The sequence below is a fragment of the Deferrisoma sp. genome (genome assembly GCF_054681715.1).
This window is the reverse complement of the sequence record NZ_BAAHFQ010000064.1, coordinates 1-17,954: the sequence shown is the minus strand read 5'-3', so window position 1 is coordinate 17,954 and position 17,954 is coordinate 1. Positions and strand designations below refer to the sequence as shown.

Below are 17,954 nucleotides of genomic sequence, written 5' to 3'. Positions count from 1 at the left end.
ATATGAGTTTGGAGTCGATCGCCGACGTGATCAAACGAACCACTCCACCCCCACCGAACCCGGCGCTGCCGGTGGCAGCCTGATCTATCAACCGAGGATGACGCGGTCGGCTTCTTACACCACCTTGACGGACGTGACCGCATCTCAGCCTCCCAGCTTTCCAGCCTTCTAGCCTATTAGCCTTCCGACGAAGGAGGAACTGTACATGAGCCGTATGCCCATCACGCGGCAGGGATACGCCCGGTTGCGCGAGGAACTGGAAAAGCTCAAGAAGGTCGACCGGGTTGAGGTGGTCAAGGAGATCCAGGCGGCCCGGGCCCATGGGGACATCTCGGAGAACGCCGAGTACCACGCCGCCCGGGAGAAGCAGGGCTGGATCGAGGCCAAGATCCGTGACCTCGAAACGAAGCTCGCCGAGTCCGACATCGTGGACCCGCCCCGGGGGCCCCAGGAGCGGGTCCGGTTCGGGGTGCGGGTGCGGCTCGAGGACCTCGACACCGGGGAAGAGAAGGTCTACGAGATCGTGGGGCCCCACGAGTCCGATGTCAACCAGGGCCGCATCTCCATCACCTCGCCCCTGGCCCGGGCCCTCCTCAACAAGGAGGTGGGCGACGACGTGGAGGTGGACGCCCCCCGGGGCGTCAAGGAGTACGAGATCCTCGAGATCGAAGGACTCGGGTAGGAGGAAGGTCGTTCGTCGCCGGCTGTGGGTCGTGAGGGCGGTGCTTCGCGCGGCACCCGGCGAAAACCCCATCGTTCCCATGTCCCAACGTCCTAACGGAGGGCCCACCCATGACCCAGACCGTGTACGAGACCAACCTTGAAGGCCTTGAGCTCGTAAGCCGGGGCAAGGTGCGCGACATCTACGACCTGGGGGAGCACCTGCTCATCGTGACCACGGATCGGCTGAGCGCCTACGACGTGATCCTGCCCACCCCGATCCCCGGCAAGGGCGAGGTCCTGACCCGGCTCTCGGTGCACTGGTTCGGCCGCACCCGGGACCTGGTGCCGAACCACCTGGTGTCGGCCGACCCGGCCGAGTACCCCGAACCCGCCCGCCGCCACGCCGACGTCCTGGCCGGCCGGAGCATGCTGGTGCGAAAGGCCCGGCCGCTCCCGGTGGAGTGCATCGTGCGGGGCTACCTTTCGGGGTCCGGCTGGAAGGAGTACCGGGCCACCGGCGCGGTCTGCGGCATCCCCTTGCCGCCGGGGCTGCGGGAGTCGGAGAAACTGCCCGAGCCCATCTTCACCCCCTCCACCAAGGCCGAGGTGGGGGAGCACGACGAGAACATCCCCTTCGAAAAGGTCGAGGAGTTGATCGGGGCCGACCTGGCCCGGCGGGTGCGGGAGCTGGCCCTGGCCGTGTACCGCCGGGGGGCCGAGGAGGCGGCCCGGAAGGGCATCCTGATCGCCGACACCAAGATGGAGTTCGGCCTCTTGGACGGCGAGCTCATCCTGATCGACGAGCTCCTGACCCCGGACTCGTCCCGGTTCTGGCGGGCGGCGGACTACCGGGTGGGCGAGGCCCAGGAAAGCCTCGACAAGCAGTACGTGCGCGACTACCTCTCGTCGCTCGACTGGGACAAGACCCCGCCGGGGCCGGAGCTCCCGCCCGAGGTGGTGGCCGAGACCTCCCGCCGCTACCGGGAGATCCTGGAGATCCTGACGGCATGAGCCGGAGTGCGGGCCCTGGGCGGTGGATCGGGGTGGCGGCCGCCGCCCTGGCGAGCCCCGCCTTCGGCCTCTACGCCAGGGTCGGGGGGTGGCGCCGGGCTATGCCCGCCTGGGCCCGGTGTTGCGCCGCGGCTCTGGGCCTGCGGGTCGAGCGAACGGGACCCGAGCCGCCGCCCGGGGGGCTCGTGGTGGCGAACCACGTGGGCTACCTGGACATCCTGTGCCTGGGGGCCACGGTGCCCGGCCGCTTCGTGGCCAAGGCCGAGATCGACGGCTGGCCGTTTTTCGGGGCGCTCGCCCGGTGGGGCGGAACGGTGTTCCTCGACCGCGACCGGCCCCGGGACTGCCGGCCGTGGATCGACGAGCTGGCGGCCCTTCTGGCCGCGGGCGAGCGGGTGATCCTGTTTCCCGAGGCCGGGGTTTCCCCCGACGGCCGCACCCTGGGGCCGTTTCGGCCCATGCTGTTCGAGGCGGCCCGCCGGGCCGGGACCCCGGTGGTGCCGGTGGCCATCGCGTACACGGACCCGCCGGACCCCAGGGTGTGGGCCTGGATCGATGAGCCCGATCTCTGGCGTCATCTCCGGACCCGATTTCTTCCCGCCGGTCCCGTGCGGGCCGAAGTGCGGCTGGCCGAACCCCTCGACCCGGCCGCCTTCCCTGACCGCAAGGCCCTGGCCGAGGCCGCCCGCCGCGCGGTGGCGGAGCGGCTAGGCGGCTGGGCGGCTGGGCGGCGGTCCCCAGCCGAAGAAGCCGGGAAGCCAAACGATTCCTGATTCACGACTTCACGATTCACGGTGCTCCATGGCCGACACGAACCGGTTCCGCGACGATTTGGCCCAGGTCCAGACCTTGCCCCAGGCCCTGGAGGAGCGGGTGCGGCGCCAGGGCGACGAGGTGTGGCTCACCCTCTACGCCAAGGACAAGGTGGACTGCCGGCTCACCTTCGCCGGCCTTCGGGAGGGGGCCGGCCGGTGGGCGGCCGCGCTCGTGGGGGCGGGGCTCGAGCCCGGGGGGGCCGTTCTCCTGGTGCTCCCCACCGAGCGGGCCTTCTACGAGGCGTACTGGGGCATCCTGCTCGCGGGCGGGGTGCCGGTGCCGGCCTACCCGCCGGTGCGCATGGGCCGGCTCGAGGAGTATTTGGACAACCTCGCCCGGGTGGCCGCCACGGCGGGCGTCCGCCACCTCGTGACGAACGGGCTCATTCGCCCCCTGGTGCGGCCCGTGGAGGACCGACTGCCGGATCCCGTGCGGTTCCTGACCCCCTCCGACGTGAAGCCCACCGGCGACGCCCCCCGGGTGCCCCACGCGGCGCAGGACCTGGCGCTCCTTCAGTTCACCTCGGGGAGCACCGGCACCCAGAAGGGGGTCATGCTCACCCACGCGAACCTGCTCGCGAACCTGCGGGCCATCGGCCACGGCATGGCCCCCCGGCCCGGCGACGTGGCCGTGTCGTGGCTGCCCCTCTACCACGACATGGGGCTCATCGGGCTCATGCTGGGGTCGCTCTACTTCGGGGTGCCCCTGGTGGCCTGCTCGCCCATCGACTTCCTGCGCCGGCCGGTGCGGTGGCTGCGGATGATCTCGGACCACCGGGGCACGCTCACGGCCGGGCCCAACTTCGCCTACAGCCTGGTGGCCCGCAAGGCCCGGGAGGCCGACCTCCCCGGGATCGACCTCGCGTCGCTTCGGGTGGCCCTGTGCGGGGCCGAGCCCATCCATCCGGCCACGGTCGAGGGGTTCCGGGACCGGTTCCGGCGGGTCGGGTTCCGGCCCGAGGCGTTCTTCCCGGCCTACGGGCTCGCCGAGAACACCCTGGCCGTGTCGTTCGCGGAGCTCGGGGCCGAACCCCGCATCGTCCACGTGGACGCCGACCGGCTGGAGGGCGAGAACCGCGCCGTCGCCTGCCCGCCGGGGCCCGGGGCCCGGGCCGTGGTGAGCGTGGGGCGGCCGCTTCCCACCGTGGAGGTGGCCGTGGTGGACGACGCCGGAACCCCGCTGGCCGAGGGGGTCCGCGGCGAGATCGTGGTGCGGGGGCCCTCGGTCATGAAGGGGTACTACGCGAACCCCGAGGCCACGGCCGCCGCGCTCCGGGGCGGGTGGCTCCACACCGGGGATCTCGGGTTCTTCCTGGAGGGGCACCTCTACGTGTCGGGCCGGAAGAAGGACATGGTGATCAAGGCCGGCCGGAACTATTTCGCCGAGGACCTCGAGGCCGCCGCGGCCCGGGTCGAGGGGGTGAAGCCCGGGGGCGTGTGCGCCTTCTCCGTGACCCGGGAGGACCGGGGCACCGAGGAGGTGGTCCTGGTGGTGGAGACCCGGGAACCCGACCCGCCGGCGGACCTGGCCGGCCGGGTTCAGGCCGAGGTGGCCGAGGCCACCGGGTGCCGGCCCGACCGGGTGGTGATCGTGCCGGCCCGGACCCTCCCCAAGACCTCCTCCGGCAAGCTCCAGCGGTTCCGGACCCGCTCGTGGTACCTGGACGGCACCCTCGTCCACCGGGGCGGCGAGCGCCGGACCACCGGGCTCGTGGCCTACGCCAAGGCCTGGCTCAGGGACAAGGTCCGCGCCGGCCGGCGTTGACACGGCCCGCGGCTCCAAAGTAGATTCCAGCGTTCCGCCCGGCCCGGGGCGCTGGGCGGTGGCGGCTGTGCGCCGGGGCTTGTTTCGGACCCGGCGGCGTTCGTTTTCCCGTTTCCCAGCGGCGTTCGAGGGGTACCGATGGGTGAGATCCGGTTGGCCATCGTCGGGGTCGGGAACTGCGCTTCCGCACTGCTCCAGGGCATCGAGTACTACCGCCGTCATCCCGACGAGTCCATGGGACTCATGCACCCCGTGGTGGGGGGCTACCGCCCCTGGGACATCCGGGTGGTGGCGGCCTTCGACGTGGACGAGCGCAAGGTGGGCGTCCCGGTGGAACGCGCCATCCTGGCTCCCCCCAACTGCATCCAGCCCATCTGCCCCGATCTTCCGCCCACCGGGGTCACGGTCCAGATGGGGCCCGTACTCGACGGGGTGGCTCCCCATATGGCCGACTACCCCGCCGAACGGTCCTTCCGGGTGGCCCGGGCCGAACCGGTGGACGTGGCCCGGGTCCTCAAGGAGACCGGGGCCGAGATCCTCGTGAACTACCTGCCGGTGGGAAGCGAGCAGGCGGCCCGCTACTACGCCGAGTGCTGCCTCGAGGCCGGGGTTTCCTTCATCAATTGCATGCCCGTGTTCATCGTGTCCGACCCCCAGTGGGCTGAGCGGTTCCGGGAGCGGGGCATCCCCTGCGTGGGCGACGACATCAAGAGCCAGGTGGGCGCGACCATCGTCCACCGGGTGCTCGCCCGCCTCATGGCCGAGCGCGGGGCGGTGCTGGAGCGCACCTACCAACTCAACACGGGGGGGAACACCGACTTTCTGAACATGCTCGAGCGCGACCGTCTGCGCTCGAAAAAGATCTCCAAGACCGAGGCGGTCCAGTCGGTGCTGCCCCATCCACTCCCGCCCGAGAACATCCACATCGGCCCGTCGGACTACGTGCCCTGGCAGAACGACAACAAGGTGTGCTTCCTGCGCATGGAGGCCCGGGGGTTCGGCGGCGCGCCCATCGAGATCGAGGCCCGGCTCTCCGTACAGGACTCCCCCAACTCCGGCGGGGTGGCCGTGGACGCGATCCGGGTGTGCAAGGTGGCCCGCGACCGGGGGGACGCCGGGCCGCTTCTTCCCATCTCGGCCTACACCATGAAGCACCCGCCCGAGCAGATGCCGGAGCCCGAGGCCCGGGCCCGGATCGAGGCCTACCTGGCCCGGGTGGGCTAGATGCTGGCGGGCGGGCCGGTCGAACGGGCGTTCCGGAGGGCGATCGAGGGGGCGATCGTCGGGCCCCTGGCCCGCCGCGGGGTGCGGCCCGACACCCTGACCGGCGCGGGCCTGGTGCTTTCGGCCGTGGCCGGGGCCCTGGCCTGGGGCTGGCCCGCGGCCGCGGGGTGGACGCTGCTGCTCGCGGGGCTTCTGGACGCGCTCGACGGCTCCCTGGCCCGGGCCACCGGTACGGCGACCCGGGCCGGCGCGTTTTGGGACTCGACCCTCGACCGCTACGGCGAGTTCGCGGTGGTGCTGGGCCTGTGGGCCCGGGCCTCGCGCACCGGCTGCGCGGTCTGGGCCGGGGCGGCCGCGCTCGTGGCGCTCCAGGGCGCGCTCATGGTGAGCTACGCCCGGGCCCGGGCCGAGGGCCTGGGGTACCCGCTGCGGGGCGGCGCGTTCGAGCGGCCGGAACGGCTGCTCCTGGCCGCCGCGGGTCTCCTCCTGAGTCCGTGGGAGAGTGCCCTGGGGCTCGGCACCGGCGGCGGGGCCTTGGTCACGCTGGCCCTCCTGGGGCTCGGGGCCAACGCCACGGCCTGGGGCCGGATCCTGCGGGGCCGCCGGGCCCTGGCCGAGCCGGAGGCCTGATCGTGGAGCTCTGCGCCCTGGCGAGCGGAAGCGGCGGCAACGCCGTGTACCTGGGGACGAACGGGCGGGGGCTCCTGGTGGACGCGGGACTCCCGGGCCGACGGATCGCCGCCCGCCTGGAGGCGGCGGGGCTCGGCCGCCGCCGCATCGAGGCGGTGATCGTGACCCACGAGCACCGGGACCACCTGGCCGGGGTCGGGGTGTGGTGCCGGCGTCACAAGGTCCCGGCCTGGATGACGCCCGCCTGCCGGGAGGCCGCCGAGGCCGTGCTGGGGCCCGAGGGGCTCCGGGACGTCGAGGTCCGGGAGTTCGAACCCGGGCGGCCCTTCGAGGTGGCGGGCCTCGAGGTCCGGGCGGCACCCGGGTGCCACGACGCGGCAGACCCGGTGGCCCTGCGGGTGTCGGACGGCCGGTGGGCCGTGGGGCTGGCCACGGACCTCGGGTTCGTGCCCCACGCCGTGCGGGAGCTCCTTCGCGGGTGCAACGCGCTGTTTCTCGAGTCGAACCACGACGAGGATCGGCTCCTCACGGGGCCGTACCCGTGGTTCCTCAAGCAGAGGATCCGCTCGCGCCACGGTCATCTCAGCAACGAGGAGTGCGCCCGGCTGGTGGGGGAACTCGCCCACCCGGGGCTCCGGGCCGTGGTGCTCGGGCACCTCTCCGAAACGAACAACGAGCCCCGGCTCGCCTACCGGGCCACCCGGGCTGCGCTGGAACGGCTCGGCGCGGCGGGCGACGTGCTCCTCCTGGTGGCCCGCCAGGACCGCCCGGGCCGCCTCGTTTCCCTGGCCCCCGCCGGGCCCTAGACCGACAACCGCAGACCGCAGACCGCAGACCGACGACCGGAGCCCCCCATGATCCCTCGCTACACCCGGCCCGAGATGGCCGCCGTATGGTCCGACGAGAACCGCTTCCGCAAATGGCTCGACGTGGAGCTCTACGCCTGCGAGGCGTGGAACCGGCTCGGCAAGATCCCCGACGAGGATCTGCGGCAGATCCAGGAGCGCGCCGCCTTCGACGTGGCCCGGATCGCCGAGATCGAGGCCGAGGTCAAGCACGACGTGATCGCGTTTCTGACCAACGTGGCCGAGCACGTGGGCCCGGCGTCCCGGTTCATCCACATGGGCATGACCTCTTCGGACGTGCTCGACACGGCGCTGGCCATGCTGTGCGCCGAGGCGACGGACCTGATCCTGGCCCAGGCGGAGCGGCTCGCGGAGGTGCTTCGGCGCCGGGCCCACGAGTTCAAGCTCGTGCCCCAGATCGGCCGGTCCCACGGCATCCACGCCGAGCCGATCACCTTCGGGCTCAAGCTCGCCCTGTGGTACGACGAGATGACCCGGAACCTGGAGCGGCTGCGCCGGGCCCGGGAGATCATCGCCGTGGGCAAGATCTCGGGCGCGGTGGGCACCTTCGCCAACGTGGACCCCTTCGTGGAGGAGCACGTGTGCCGCCGGGCGGGCCTGCGGCCGGCCCGGGGGTCCACCCAGGTGGTGAGCCGCGACCACCACGCGGAGTTCTTCGGCCTGCTCGCGCTCGTGGGGGCGAGCATCGAGAAGTTCAGCGTGGAGATCCGCCACCTCCAGCGCACCGAGGTGCTCGAGGCCGAGGAGTACTTCTCGGCGGGCCAGAAGGGCTCCTCGGCCATGCCCCACAAGCGAAACCCCATCGCCACCGAGAACCTCACGGGGTGCGCCCGGCTCCTGCGCTCCTACGCCCAGGCCGCCCTGGAGAACGTGGCCCTGTGGCACGAGCGCGACATCTCCCACTCGAGCGTCGAGCGGGTGATCGCCCCCGACGCCACCACGCTCCTGCACTACATGCTCCACCGGTTCACGAACGTGATCGAGAACCTGGTGGTCTACCCCGAGCGGATGGAGCGGAACCTGAACCTCACGGGCGGGCTCATCTACAGCCAGCGGGTGCTCCTGAAGCTCGTGGACAAGGGGGTCACCCGGGAGGAGGCCTATCGCATGGTGCAGCGAAACGCCATGCGGGTGTGGGAGGAGGGGGCCGACTACAAGGCCCTCCTGGCCCAGGACCCGGACGTGTCGCGGCTCCTCACACCCGAGGAGATCGACGAGGCCTTCGACATCGGCTACCATCTGAAGCACGTGGACACGATCTTCCGCCGGATCTTCGGCGAAGCCGAAGGCGCGTGACCCCGCGCCGCGGCCGGCGGCAGCAGACCGACGACCGGAGACCGATCTGATGGCACACCGCGTGGAGGTGGGGATCCGGCCCGAATTCCGGGATCCCCGGGGGGAAGGGGTGGCCCGGGAGGCGCGGGAGTTCCTGCACCTGCCGGTGGACGAGGTGCGCACCCTCGACGTCTTCACCCTCGACCTGGGGCTCCCGGAGGCCGACGCCGGCGCCGTGGCCGAGGCCCTGGTGGATCCGGTGATCCAGGACTGGACCTTCGATGCGCCCCTGGCCCACCGGGTGTTCCCGGGGTTCGACTGGGCCGTGGAGGTGGGGTTCCTCCCCGGGGTCACCGACAACGTGGGCCGCACGGCCAAAGAGGCCCTGGAGATGCGCCTGGGCCGCACGTTTCCCCACGACCGGCAGGTGTACACGGCGGTGGTTTACCTGGTGCGGGGCGGCGAGCTCAGCCGGGCCGACGTGGAGCACCTGGCCCGGGACCTCCTGGCCAACGAGCTCATCCACCGCTGGAAGGTGCTCTCGGCCCCCGAGTTCCGGGAGGCCGGCGGGTTCCCCCTGGAGATCCCCCGGGTCCGGGCCGTGGGGGGAGGCCGGGTGGAGACGGTGGACCTGGAGCGGTCCGACGAGGAGCTCCTGGCCCTGTCGCGGGACCGGCTCCTCGCGCTCTCGCTCGACGAGATGCGGGCCATCCGCGACCACTACCGCGACCCGGCCGTGCGCCGCCGGCGCGAGGAGTTGGGGCTTCCGGCCGCCCCCACCGACGTGGAGCTCGAGTGCCTGGCCCAGACCTGGTCGGAGCACTGCAAGCACAAGATCTTCAACGCCACCATCGAGTACCACGACGGCGAGGGGGGCGTCCGCACCATCCGGAGCCTCTTTAAGACCTACATCGTCGGCGCCACCGAGCGGGTGCGCCGGGGCAAGGGCGACCGGGACATCTGCCTTTCGGTGTTCAAGGACAACGCCGGGGTCATCACCTTCAACGACGACTGGAGCCTGTGCTTCAAGGTGGAGACCCACAACTCCCCCTCGGCCCTCGACCCCTACGGCGGCGCCCTCACCGGCATCGTGGGCGTGAACCGCGACCCCATGGGCACCGGCATGGGCGCCCGGCTCATCTTCAACGTCGACACCTTCTGCTTCGCCAACCCCTTCTACGAGGGCGAGCTGCCGCCCCGGCTCCTGCACCCGCGCCGGATCTACGAGGGGGTGGTCCGGGGGGTGGAGCACGGGGGCAACAAGAGCGGCATCCCCACCGTGAACGGCTGCGTGGTGTTCGACGACCGGTACCTCGGAAAGCCCCTGGTGTACTGCGGCACGGCCGGGCTCATCCCCCGGGAGGTGGCCGGCCGGCCGGGCCACGAGAAGGGAGCCCGGCCCGGCGACCGCATCGTCATGGCCGGGGGCCGGATCGGCAAGGACGGCATCCACGGGGCCACCTTCTCCTCCGAGGAGCTCCACGAGGGCAGCCCGGCCACGGCGGTGCAGCTCGGCGACCCCATCACCCAGAAGCGGCTCTACGACTTCCTCCTGATCGCCCGGGACCGGGGGCTGTACACCTCGATCACCGACAACGGCGCCGGGGGGCTTTCGTCGAGCGTGGGGGAGATGGCCGAGCAGTCGGGGGGGGCGCGGCTCGATCTGGCCCGGGCGCCGCTCAAGTACCCGGGGCTCGATCCCTGGGAGATCCTGGTTTCGGAGTCCCAGGAGCGCATGACCCTGGCCGTGCCGCCCGAGCACCTGGACGAGTTCCTCCGGCTCGCGGCCGAGATGCGGGTCGAGGCCACGGACCTCGGGGAGTTCACCGACGACGGCGTGTTCCACGTGCTCTACGGGGAGCGCACCGTGGCCCACCTCCCCCTCGCGTTCCTCCACGAGGGACTTCCGGAGATGCGGCTCACGGCCCGCTGGGAGCGGCCCGTCCACCCCGAGCCCCCGGCCGACGCCGGGCCCCCCGACCTCTCGGACACCCTCCGGGCCCTCCTGGGCCGGCTGAACATCTGCTCCAAGGAGACCATCGTCCGCAAGTACGACCACGAGGTGCAGGGCGGGAGCGTCGTGAAGCCCTTTGTGGGGGTGGTGAACGACGGCCCCTCCGACGCCGCCGTGGTGCGGCCGGTGCTCGAGAGCTTTGAGGGCGTGGTCACGGCCAACGGCATCGTGCCCCGCTACAGCGACATCGACACCTACGCCATGGCCGCCGCCGCGGTGGACGAGGCCGTGCGAAACGCGCTCTCGGTGGGCGCGAGCCTCGACCACCTGGCCGCGCTGGACAACTTCTGCTGGTGCGATCCGGTGGCGAGCGAGCGAAACCCCGACGGGGCCTACAAGCTGGCCCAGCTCGTGCGGGCCAACGAGGCCCTCTACGACCTCACGGTGGCCTACGGGATCCCGCTCGTGTCCGGAAAGGACTCCATGAAGAACGACTATATCCACGGGGACCTCAAGATCTCGATCCCGCCGACGCTCCTGGTGAGCGTGATCGGCCGGATCGAGGACGTGCGCCGGTGCGTCACCATGGACGCCAAGCGCCCGGGCGACCGGGTGTACGTGCTCGGGGTGACGCGGCCCGAGCTCGGGGGCTCGGAGTACTGGGCCCACCTGGGGTACGTGGGCAACCGGGTGCCCCGGGTCCGGCCCGAGGAGACGCTGCCCCTCTACCGGAACCTCGAGGCCGCGATCCGCGACGGGCTCGTGGCCTCGTGCCACGACTGCTCCGACGGCGGGCTCGCCGTGGCCCTGGCGGAGACCGCGTTCTCCGGCGGGTTCGGCATCGCGGCCGAGCTCGGCCGCGTGCCCCTGGAGGGGGTGACCCGGGACGACGAGCTTTTGTTCAGCGAGTCGGCCGGCCGGTTCGTGGTCACGGTGCGGCCGGAGCACGTGGAGGCCTTCGAGCGGGTTTTGGCGGGGTCGGCGTTCGCGCCGGTGGGCGAGGTCACGGCCGAGCCGGAGCTCGTGCTCCGGGGCCTCGGGGGCGACGTCGTGGTCCGGGCCCGGATCGACGAGCTCAAGCGGGCCTGGCAAGCCCCCCTCGAGCCCTTGGCGTGATCGGGGGTCAGAAGACAGAAGACAGAAGACAGAAGGACGGCCTCCGGGACCCGGCCGACGTTCGGGTTCTCGGCCCCGCGACCCCGGACGGGGCAGGGGACGGTCGAGGCCGGGGGGCTGTTGCAGCGGTGTCGGGCGGGCTTCGACGTCCGGATTTCGGGGCGGTGAGCCTCCCAGCCTCCCCGCCTTCTAGCTTTCTAGCTTTCTAGCGTTCCAGCCTCACAGAGCGGATACGAACCATGGCCAAGGTGCGAGCCCTGGTGCTCACCGGAAACGGCACGAACTGCGAGCGGGAGATGGCCCACGCCTGCCGGTTGGCCGGCGCCGAGGCGGTCATCGCCCACACGGCCGAGGTCTTCGCCGGCCGGGTGCGGCTCGAGGACTTCGATTTCCTGAACCTGCCGGGCGGGTTCCTCGACGGCGACGACCTGGGGGCGGGCAAGGCGGGGGCCGTCCGGTTCCGGTACGGCCGGGTGCGCACCAACGGGACCCACCCGTTCTTCGAGGATCTCCTGGCCTTCATCGGGGGGGGAAAGCTCGTGCTGGGGGTGTGCAACGGGTTCCAACTCCTCGTGAAGCTGGGGCTCCTGCCGGCCCCCGACGGCCGGTACGGCGAGCCCGTGGCGAGCCTGGCCCACAACGACTCGGGCCGGTTCGAGGACCGGTGGGTGTATCTCCAGGTCGAGCCGGACTCCCCGTGCGTGTTCACCCGGGGGCTAGACCGGCTGTACTATCCGGTGAGGCACGGTGAGGGGAAATTCGTGACCCGGTCGCCCGAGGTGCTGGAAGACCTGGAGGCCCGCGGGCTCGTGGCCCTTCGCTACACCGACCCCGATGGCCGGCCGACCCAGGCCTACCCGTGGAACCCCAACGGAAGCCCAGGCGCCGTGGCCGGGGTGTGCGACCCCACGGGCCGGGTGTTCGGGCTCATGCCCCATCCCGAGGCGTTCCTCCACCGCACGAACCACCCGCGCTGGACCCGGGAGGACCTCCCCGAGGAGGGCCAGGGCCTGGCGCTCTTCCGGAACGCGGTGGAGTATTTGAGAGGCTAGGCGGCCGGGCGGCTGGGCAGTTAGGCGGCGTCCCTTTCGTCCCTAGCGTCCCTTCCGTCCCTTCGACTCGACCCCGCCGTCTCCGGCGACCGCCGACCGAAGACCGAGGACCGACGACCGACCCATGGACAAACACTGGAACGACCACTGCGGGGTGTTCGGCATCTACAACCACCCCGAGGCCGCGAACCTCACGTACCTGGGCCTCCACGCGCTCCAGCATCGGGGCCAGGAGAGCGCCGGCATCGTCGTGACCGACGGCGAGGGCATGCGCTACCACCTCGGGATGGGGCTCGTGCACGACATCTTCGACGAGGAGAAGCTCGAGCGGCTCCGGGGTCACCACGCCATCGGCCACGTGCGCTACTCCACCGCGGGGTCGAGCGAGCTCAAGAACGCCCAGCCCTTCGTGGTGGAAACCGTACACGGCTCCATCGCGTTCGCCCACAACGGCAACCTGGTGAACGCCGAGGCGCTCCGGCTCCGGCTCGAGGAGGAGGGGAGCATCTTCCGGGGCAGTTCCGACACCGAGGTCATCGCCCACCTCTACGCCCGGAGCCGGGAGGAACGGCTGGTGGAGCGGCTGGCCGACGCCCTCCGGCAGGTCCAGGGGGCGTATAGCCTCTTGGTGCTGGTGGAAAAGCGCCTGATCGCCGCCCGCGATCCCCACGGGTTCCGGCCGCTCATCCTGGGGAAGGTGAAGGACTCCTACGTCGTGGCATCGGAGACCTGCGCCCTGGACCTCATCGGCGGGGAGGTCCTGCGGGAGGTGGAGCCGGGTGAGATGGTGGTGCTGAGTTCCAAGGGGCTCGAAAGCTTCCGCCCCTTCGATCCGGTGCCGCCCAAACCCTGCGTGTTCGAGCACATCTACTTCGCCCGGCCCGACTCCACCGTGTTCGGCCAATCGGTGTACGAGGTGCGGCTGGCGCTGGGGCGGGAACTCGCCCGGGAGCACCCCGTGGAGGCCGACGTGGTGATCCCGGTGCCCGACTCGGGCATCGTGGCCGCCCTAGGGTACAGCGAGGCCTCGGGGATCCCGTTCGGCCTCGGGCTCATCCGGAACCACTACGTGGGCCGCACGTTCATCGAGCCCGAGCAGTCCATCCGGCATTTCGGGGTGAAGCTCAAGCTCAACGCCGTGCGGGCGGTGCTCCGGGGCAAGCGCGTGGTGGTGGTGGACGACTCCATCGTCCGGGGCACCACGAGCCAGAAGATCGTGAAGATGATCCGGGAGGCGGGGGCCCGCGAGGTACACATGCGCATCTCGTCGCCGCCCACCTGCTACCCGTGCTACTTCGGCATCGACACCCCCACCCGCACCGAGCTCATCGCCGCGAACCACGGGGTGGACGAGATCAACCGGTTCCTGACCTCGGACTCCCTGGGCTACCTGAGCCACGAGGGCCTGGCGCGGGCGACCAACGGGGTGCGGTACTCCTTCTGCGACGCCTGCTTCACCGGCGCGTACCCGGTGGGCGACCGGACCGAAGGGGTGCGGGCCACGGGATGCGGGTAAGGGAAAACCGAGGGGGAACCACGGAGGACACGGAGGGCGCGGAGGGGGTGACGGTGGTCGCCCCCGGATTCCGCACCTCCCAGCCGATCAGCGGACGACGCCCATGACCGAAGACCTTCAGGCGGCCTGGCGGGAACTCCTGGAACTCGTGCGCGAGAAGAGTTACGAGAAGCGCCGGGTCGTGTTGGCCTCGGGCCGGGAGAGCGACTTCTACGTGGACGGCAAGCAGACGGCCCTCCATCCCCGCGGGGCGCTCCTCATCGGCCGGCTCTTCTTCGACCGGCTTTCGGGGTTCGGGGAGGTGGAGGGCGTGGGCGGCATGACCCTGGGCGCCGACCCCCTGGCCACGGCCACGAGCCTCGTATCGGAGCTCGAGGGCCGGCCGGTGCCGGCGTTTATCGTGCGCAAGGAACCCAAGGGCCACGGCACGAGGCGGTGGATCGAGGGGGCCAAGAACCTGCGGCCGGGGGCCCGGGTCGTGGTGCTCGAGGACGTGGTTACCACCGGGGGCTCGAGCCTGCGGGCCATCGAGCGGATCGAGGAGGAAGGGTATGCCGTTCTGGGCGTGCTGGCGCTGGTGGACCGGCAGGAGGGGGGGCGGGAGGCCATCGAGGGCCGGGGGTACCGGTTCGAGGCGCTGTTCACCAAGGCCGACGTGGTCGGGTAGGGCCCCGCTCCTCCTACTCGTTACCGCGCTTTTGGCCTCGGCCTGCGCCGGGCCCGGGGGGATTTTCGTCACCCGTGAGTTCGCCGACCCCACGACGCCCTACGGCCGGGCGCTCCGGGACCACACCCGCGCGGCCGAGCTCTACAGCGGCTTCGACACGGTGGCCAAGGCCTGGGCCACCTGGCGCTCCCCGGATCTGCGTGCGGCCCTGGTCGAGACGAGCGTTTCGCGCTACCACCTGTCCCCGGAGGACGCCGAGCGCATGCGCGACGAGGAGCTGCGGGCGGCGCGGCTCGCCTGGGAGTTCCACCTGGCCCTCTACACGCCGTCCCCCGACGCCAACGACCTGGAGCGGCCCGACACCCTGTGGCGGGCGGTGTTGGAACTGCCCGACGGGTCCCGCCTCGAACCGGTCCAGGTGATCGCGCTCCCCAAAACCGAGAAGTCCCGGGTGGAGTACCCCTACGTCACCCCGTGGACCCGGGAGTACTCCCTGATCTTCCCGAAGACCGGAGGCGGGGGAGACGGCGCCCCGGTCCTGTGGCTCACCGGCCCCTACGGCACCATGCGGTTCGACTTCGGGAGGCGGTGAGCAGACCCGGTGCGACGTCCGACGGTGAGAGCCGCCGCAGGGCCTGGGGGGCCCGCATCGAGCGAGAAGGAATGCGCCATCCAAGCCTTCTAGCTTCCTAGCCTCCCAGCTTTCCAGCCGAAGAAGGAGGTGTCCCATGGCCGACTGCATCTTCTGCAAGATCGTGGCGGGGGAGCTCCCGGCCGACAAGGTCTGGGAGGACGAGCACGCGTTGGCGTTTCGCGACATCCGCCCCATCGCGCCGGTGCACGTCCTGATCGTGCCCAAAGTCCACCGGGAGAGCTTCGCCGACGTCACCAACGCCGACACCCCGTTCCTGGCGAGCCTGGCCCGGGCGATCCGCGAGATCGCGGAGAAGGAGGGGGTGGCCGACTCGGGGTACCGCATCATTGCGAACACCGGGCCCGACGGCGGGCAGGAGGTGTTCCACCTGCATGTCCACCTCCTGGGCGGCCGGCCCCTGGGCCCGATGCTCGCCAAGAAGGGCTGACGCCCCGACACGGCGGTGCCGGCCCGGGGGTAGGGCCCGACCGCCCCACCGCACCGCGTTTGACTTCGTGGGGTGAATCGGGGATACTTCACGGTTTCCGAAGGGCCCATAGCTCAGTTGGTCAGAGCAGCCGGCTCATAACCGGCCGGTCCCTGGTTCGAATCCAGGTGGGCCCACCACTTGCGGGATGCTGCATGGGTCGTTTCCACCATCGAGAGCGATTGGCACGGGGAGGGCGGCCGTGAGGCCGACCGTTTCCGAGGTCGCCCTGGCCATCGAGGCACGCGCCCCGCTTTCCCTGGCGGAGTCCTGGGACCGGCTGGGGCTCCAACTGGGCGACCCCTACGCCCCCGTCTCCACCGTCGTGGTGGCCCTCGACCCCTCCCCCGCCGCGGTGACCCTGGCCCTCGCCCGGGGAGCCGAACTCCTCGTGACCCACCATCCCCTGTTCCTCGAACCCCTCCATCGCATCGATCTCTCCACCCCCCAGGGCCGAAAGATCCGGGATCTCATCGCGGGGGGGATTGCCGTGTACGCGGCCCACACGAACCTCGACCGCGCCCGGGGAGGTGTGAACGACCGCCTGGCGGCCCGCCTGGGCCTTGAGGAGGTCGAGGATCTCGGGGCAGAGCCCGACGGCCGGCCGGCCATGGCGCGGGTGGGGCGGTTGGCGGCTCCCCGGCGGTTGGGGGAGTTTGCGCGGGAGGCGGCGCGGGCCCTCGGGGCCCCGGCGGCCCGCGTCGTGGGCGACCCCGACCGTCGGGTCGAGCGGGTGGCCGTGTGCGGGGGCAGCGGGGCGTCCCTGTGGCCCGCGGCCGTGGCGGCCGGAGCCCAGGTCCTGGTCACCGGGGACGTGCGCCACCACGCCGCGCTGGACGCACGGGAAGCGGGGATGGCCCTGGTGGACGTGGGTCACGCCACGGGCGAACGGGTGGCGGTGGAGATCCTGGCCGAGGTGGTGCGCGACTGGGGGGAGGCCGGAAAACGGGGGGTGAGGGTGGAGGTGTTGGAGGTGCAGGAACCCTGGAGCCCGGTCCCGATCTCGTAGCGGGAGCCGGGCTTCGACTTCCCGGGGGCGGGCGAACGGGAACCGTTCACATCGAGCGACGCGAGAAGGAGGCAGAGTTGGAGACCGCACAGCAAGACGTCTTGGGGCTGTTGGAACGGCTGCAGCGGGTGGCCGACGAGATCGACCGGCTGTCCGCCCTGCGCGCGGAGGCCGAGGAGGCTCGGGACAGGGCGCGCCAGGATCTCGACGAGGCCAAGCAGAGCCTCGACGCGTTCCGCGAGCGCGCCCACGCCCTCGACATCGAGCGCCGCAAGCGGGAGCTCGCGATCAAGGACGGCAAGGACCGGATGCAGCGGATCAAGGCTCGCATGGGCGACGTGAAGACGAGCCGCGAGTACCAGGCCGTGTTGGCCGAGATGAGCTCGGCCAAGCAGACGGTGGCCGAGGAGGAGCAGGCCCTGGAGCGCGACCTGGCCGAGTTGGAGGCCGTGCGGGTGGACCTGGAGCGGGTGGAGGCCCGCGCCCGGGAGCTCGAGGCGGTGCTCGAGGAGGCTGAACAGCGCCTGGCCGAGGTCCAGGGCGAGACCGAGCAGGCCATGGCCGAACGCAAGGCCGAGGAGCAGCGGCTCCTGGCGGACCTGCCCCAGGACGTGGTGGACCGGTACCGGCTGATCCGGTCGCGCCGCGGGGGCTTGGCCGTGGTCGAAGCCCGGGACGAGGCCTGCACGGCGTGCTACATGCGGATCCCGCCCCAGATGTACATCGAGATCATCCGGCGCACCCGGGTGATGCAGTGCCCCAACTGCCACAGGATTTTGGTGCCCCCCCGGGAACCCGCGGCCGAAGGCTGAGATCGGGCAGGCGGCTCGGCGGCCGGGGGCCGATCTTTCGTCCCTTTCGTTCCTTCGGTCCCTTGGGTACCTCCGGAACGCGGGGGCGCTCTGGAGTAACCCTCGGTCTCCCGCAGGGTACCCATTCAAGTCCGGAGCACTTCCTGTCGATCAGGAGGCGGGTGCGACGGCGGGAGGACGGGCGGTCGCCCCGGGGCAGGCCCCCGGGGAGGAAAGTCCGGGCTCCACAGGGCAGGGTGCTGGATAACGTCCAGTCGGGGAAACCCGAAGGAAAGTGCCACAGAGAATAGACCGCCTGGCGCGCGGCGATGCCGGGCGCCAGGTAAGGGTGAAACGGTGAGGTAAGAGCTCACCAGCGGCCCGGGCGACCGGGCCGGCTCGGCAAACCCCACCCGGAGCAAGGCCAAATAGGGGAGCGTTACGAGGGTGGCCCGCCCCAAGCTCCCGGGTAGGCCGCT

The 17,954-nt window shown here is 71.5% G+C and carries 16 protein-coding genes, 1 tRNA gene and 1 other RNA gene; all 18 read left to right on the top strand.

Annotation, left to right across the window (positions count from 1 at the left end):
• Positions 1 to 205 precede the first annotated feature (205 nt).
• On the top strand, positions 206 to 682 hold the full coding sequence (greA, locus tag ACY0I8_RS10420) for a transcription elongation factor GreA (protein WP_459942396.1): 477 nt from the start codon (positions 206 to 208) through the stop codon (positions 680 to 682).
• Positions 683 to 792: 110 nt separating this feature from the next.
• Positions 793 to 1,674: a phosphoribosylaminoimidazolesuccinocarboxamide synthase gene (locus ACY0I8_RS10415; RefSeq protein ID WP_461394689.1), complete on the top strand. Its 882-nt coding sequence runs from the start codon at positions 793 to 795 to the stop codon at positions 1,672 to 1,674.
• Positions 1,671 to 2,447 carry a lysophospholipid acyltransferase family protein gene (locus tag ACY0I8_RS10410; RefSeq protein WP_461394688.1) on the top strand — a complete coding sequence of 259 codons (777 nt, stop codon included), beginning with the start codon at positions 1,671 to 1,673 and terminating at the stop codon, positions 2,445 to 2,447. The genes ACY0I8_RS10415 and ACY0I8_RS10410 overlap by 4 nt, the downstream gene beginning before the upstream one ends.
• 28 nt (positions 2,448 to 2,475) lie before the next feature.
• Positions 2,476 to 4,254 carry a fatty acyl-AMP ligase gene (locus tag ACY0I8_RS10405; RefSeq protein WP_461394687.1) on the top strand — a complete coding sequence of 593 codons (1,779 nt, stop codon included), beginning with the start codon at positions 2,476 to 2,478 and terminating at the stop codon, positions 4,252 to 4,254.
• Between the two features lie 138 nt (positions 4,255 to 4,392).
• On the top strand, positions 4,393 to 5,478 hold the full coding sequence (locus ACY0I8_RS10400) for an inositol-3-phosphate synthase (protein WP_459942392.1): 1,086 nt from the start codon (positions 4,393 to 4,395) through the stop codon (positions 5,476 to 5,478).
• Positions 5,479 to 6,108 (top strand): CDP-alcohol phosphatidyltransferase family protein, encoded by a 630-nt coding sequence (locus ACY0I8_RS10395; protein WP_461394686.1) that lies wholly within the window; start codon positions 5,479 to 5,481, stop codon positions 6,106 to 6,108.
• 2 nt (positions 6,109 to 6,110) lie between these two features.
• Positions 6,111 to 6,914: an MBL fold metallo-hydrolase gene (locus ACY0I8_RS10390; protein WP_461394685.1), complete on the top strand. Its 804-nt coding sequence runs from the start codon at positions 6,111 to 6,113 to the stop codon at positions 6,912 to 6,914.
• A gap of 48 nt (positions 6,915 to 6,962) precedes the next feature.
• On the top strand, positions 6,963 to 8,270 hold the full coding sequence (purB, locus tag ACY0I8_RS10385) for an adenylosuccinate lyase (protein ID WP_461394684.1): 1,308 nt from the start codon (positions 6,963 to 6,965) through the stop codon (positions 8,268 to 8,270).
• Between the two features lie 49 nt (positions 8,271 to 8,319).
• Complete coding sequence (locus tag ACY0I8_RS10380; protein WP_461394683.1) at positions 8,320 to 11,319, top strand: phosphoribosylformylglycinamidine synthase subunit PurS; 3,000 nt, start codon at positions 8,320 to 8,322, stop codon at positions 11,317 to 11,319.
• A 239-nt stretch (positions 11,320 to 11,558) separates the two neighbouring features.
• Entirely contained in the window at positions 11,559 to 12,371 is an 813-nt protein-coding gene (locus ACY0I8_RS10375; RefSeq protein WP_461394682.1) for a phosphoribosylformylglycinamidine synthase subunit PurQ, read from the top strand.
• A gap of 124 nt (positions 12,372 to 12,495) precedes the next feature.
• Positions 12,496 to 13,887, top strand: coding sequence for an amidophosphoribosyltransferase (gene purF / locus ACY0I8_RS10370; protein WP_459942386.1), 1,392 nt, complete (start codon positions 12,496 to 12,498; stop codon positions 13,885 to 13,887).
• A 103-nt stretch (positions 13,888 to 13,990) separates the two neighbouring features.
• On the top strand, positions 13,991 to 14,554 hold the full coding sequence (gene pyrE / locus ACY0I8_RS10365) for an orotate phosphoribosyltransferase (RefSeq protein WP_459942385.1): 564 nt from the start codon (positions 13,991 to 13,993) through the stop codon (positions 14,552 to 14,554).
• A 31-nt stretch (positions 14,555 to 14,585) separates the two neighbouring features.
• A complete protein-coding gene (locus tag ACY0I8_RS10360) occupies positions 14,586 to 15,146 on the top strand; it encodes a hypothetical protein (protein ID WP_459942384.1) in 561 nt (186 codons plus the stop codon).
• Between the two features lie 136 nt (positions 15,147 to 15,282).
• Positions 15,283 to 15,636: a histidine triad nucleotide-binding protein gene (locus tag ACY0I8_RS10355; protein WP_461394681.1), complete on the top strand. Its 354-nt coding sequence runs from the start codon at positions 15,283 to 15,285 to the stop codon at positions 15,634 to 15,636.
• 102 nt (positions 15,637 to 15,738) lie between these two features.
• A tRNA-Ile gene (locus tag ACY0I8_RS10350) sits at positions 15,739 to 15,815 on the top strand.
• Positions 15,816 to 15,877: 62 nt separating this feature from the next.
• Positions 15,878 to 16,684, top strand: a complete 807-nt coding sequence (locus ACY0I8_RS10345; protein ID WP_461394680.1) for a Nif3-like dinuclear metal center hexameric protein — start codon at positions 15,878 to 15,880, stop codon at positions 16,682 to 16,684.
• Between the two features lie 77 nt (positions 16,685 to 16,761).
• Entirely contained in the window at positions 16,762 to 17,496 is a 735-nt protein-coding gene (locus ACY0I8_RS10340) for a zinc ribbon domain-containing protein (protein WP_459942381.1), read from the top strand.
• A gap of 169 nt (positions 17,497 to 17,665) precedes the next feature.
• Positions 17,666 to 17,954, top strand: an RNA gene (gene rnpB / locus ACY0I8_RS10335) — RNase P RNA component class A; the annotation flags it as partial.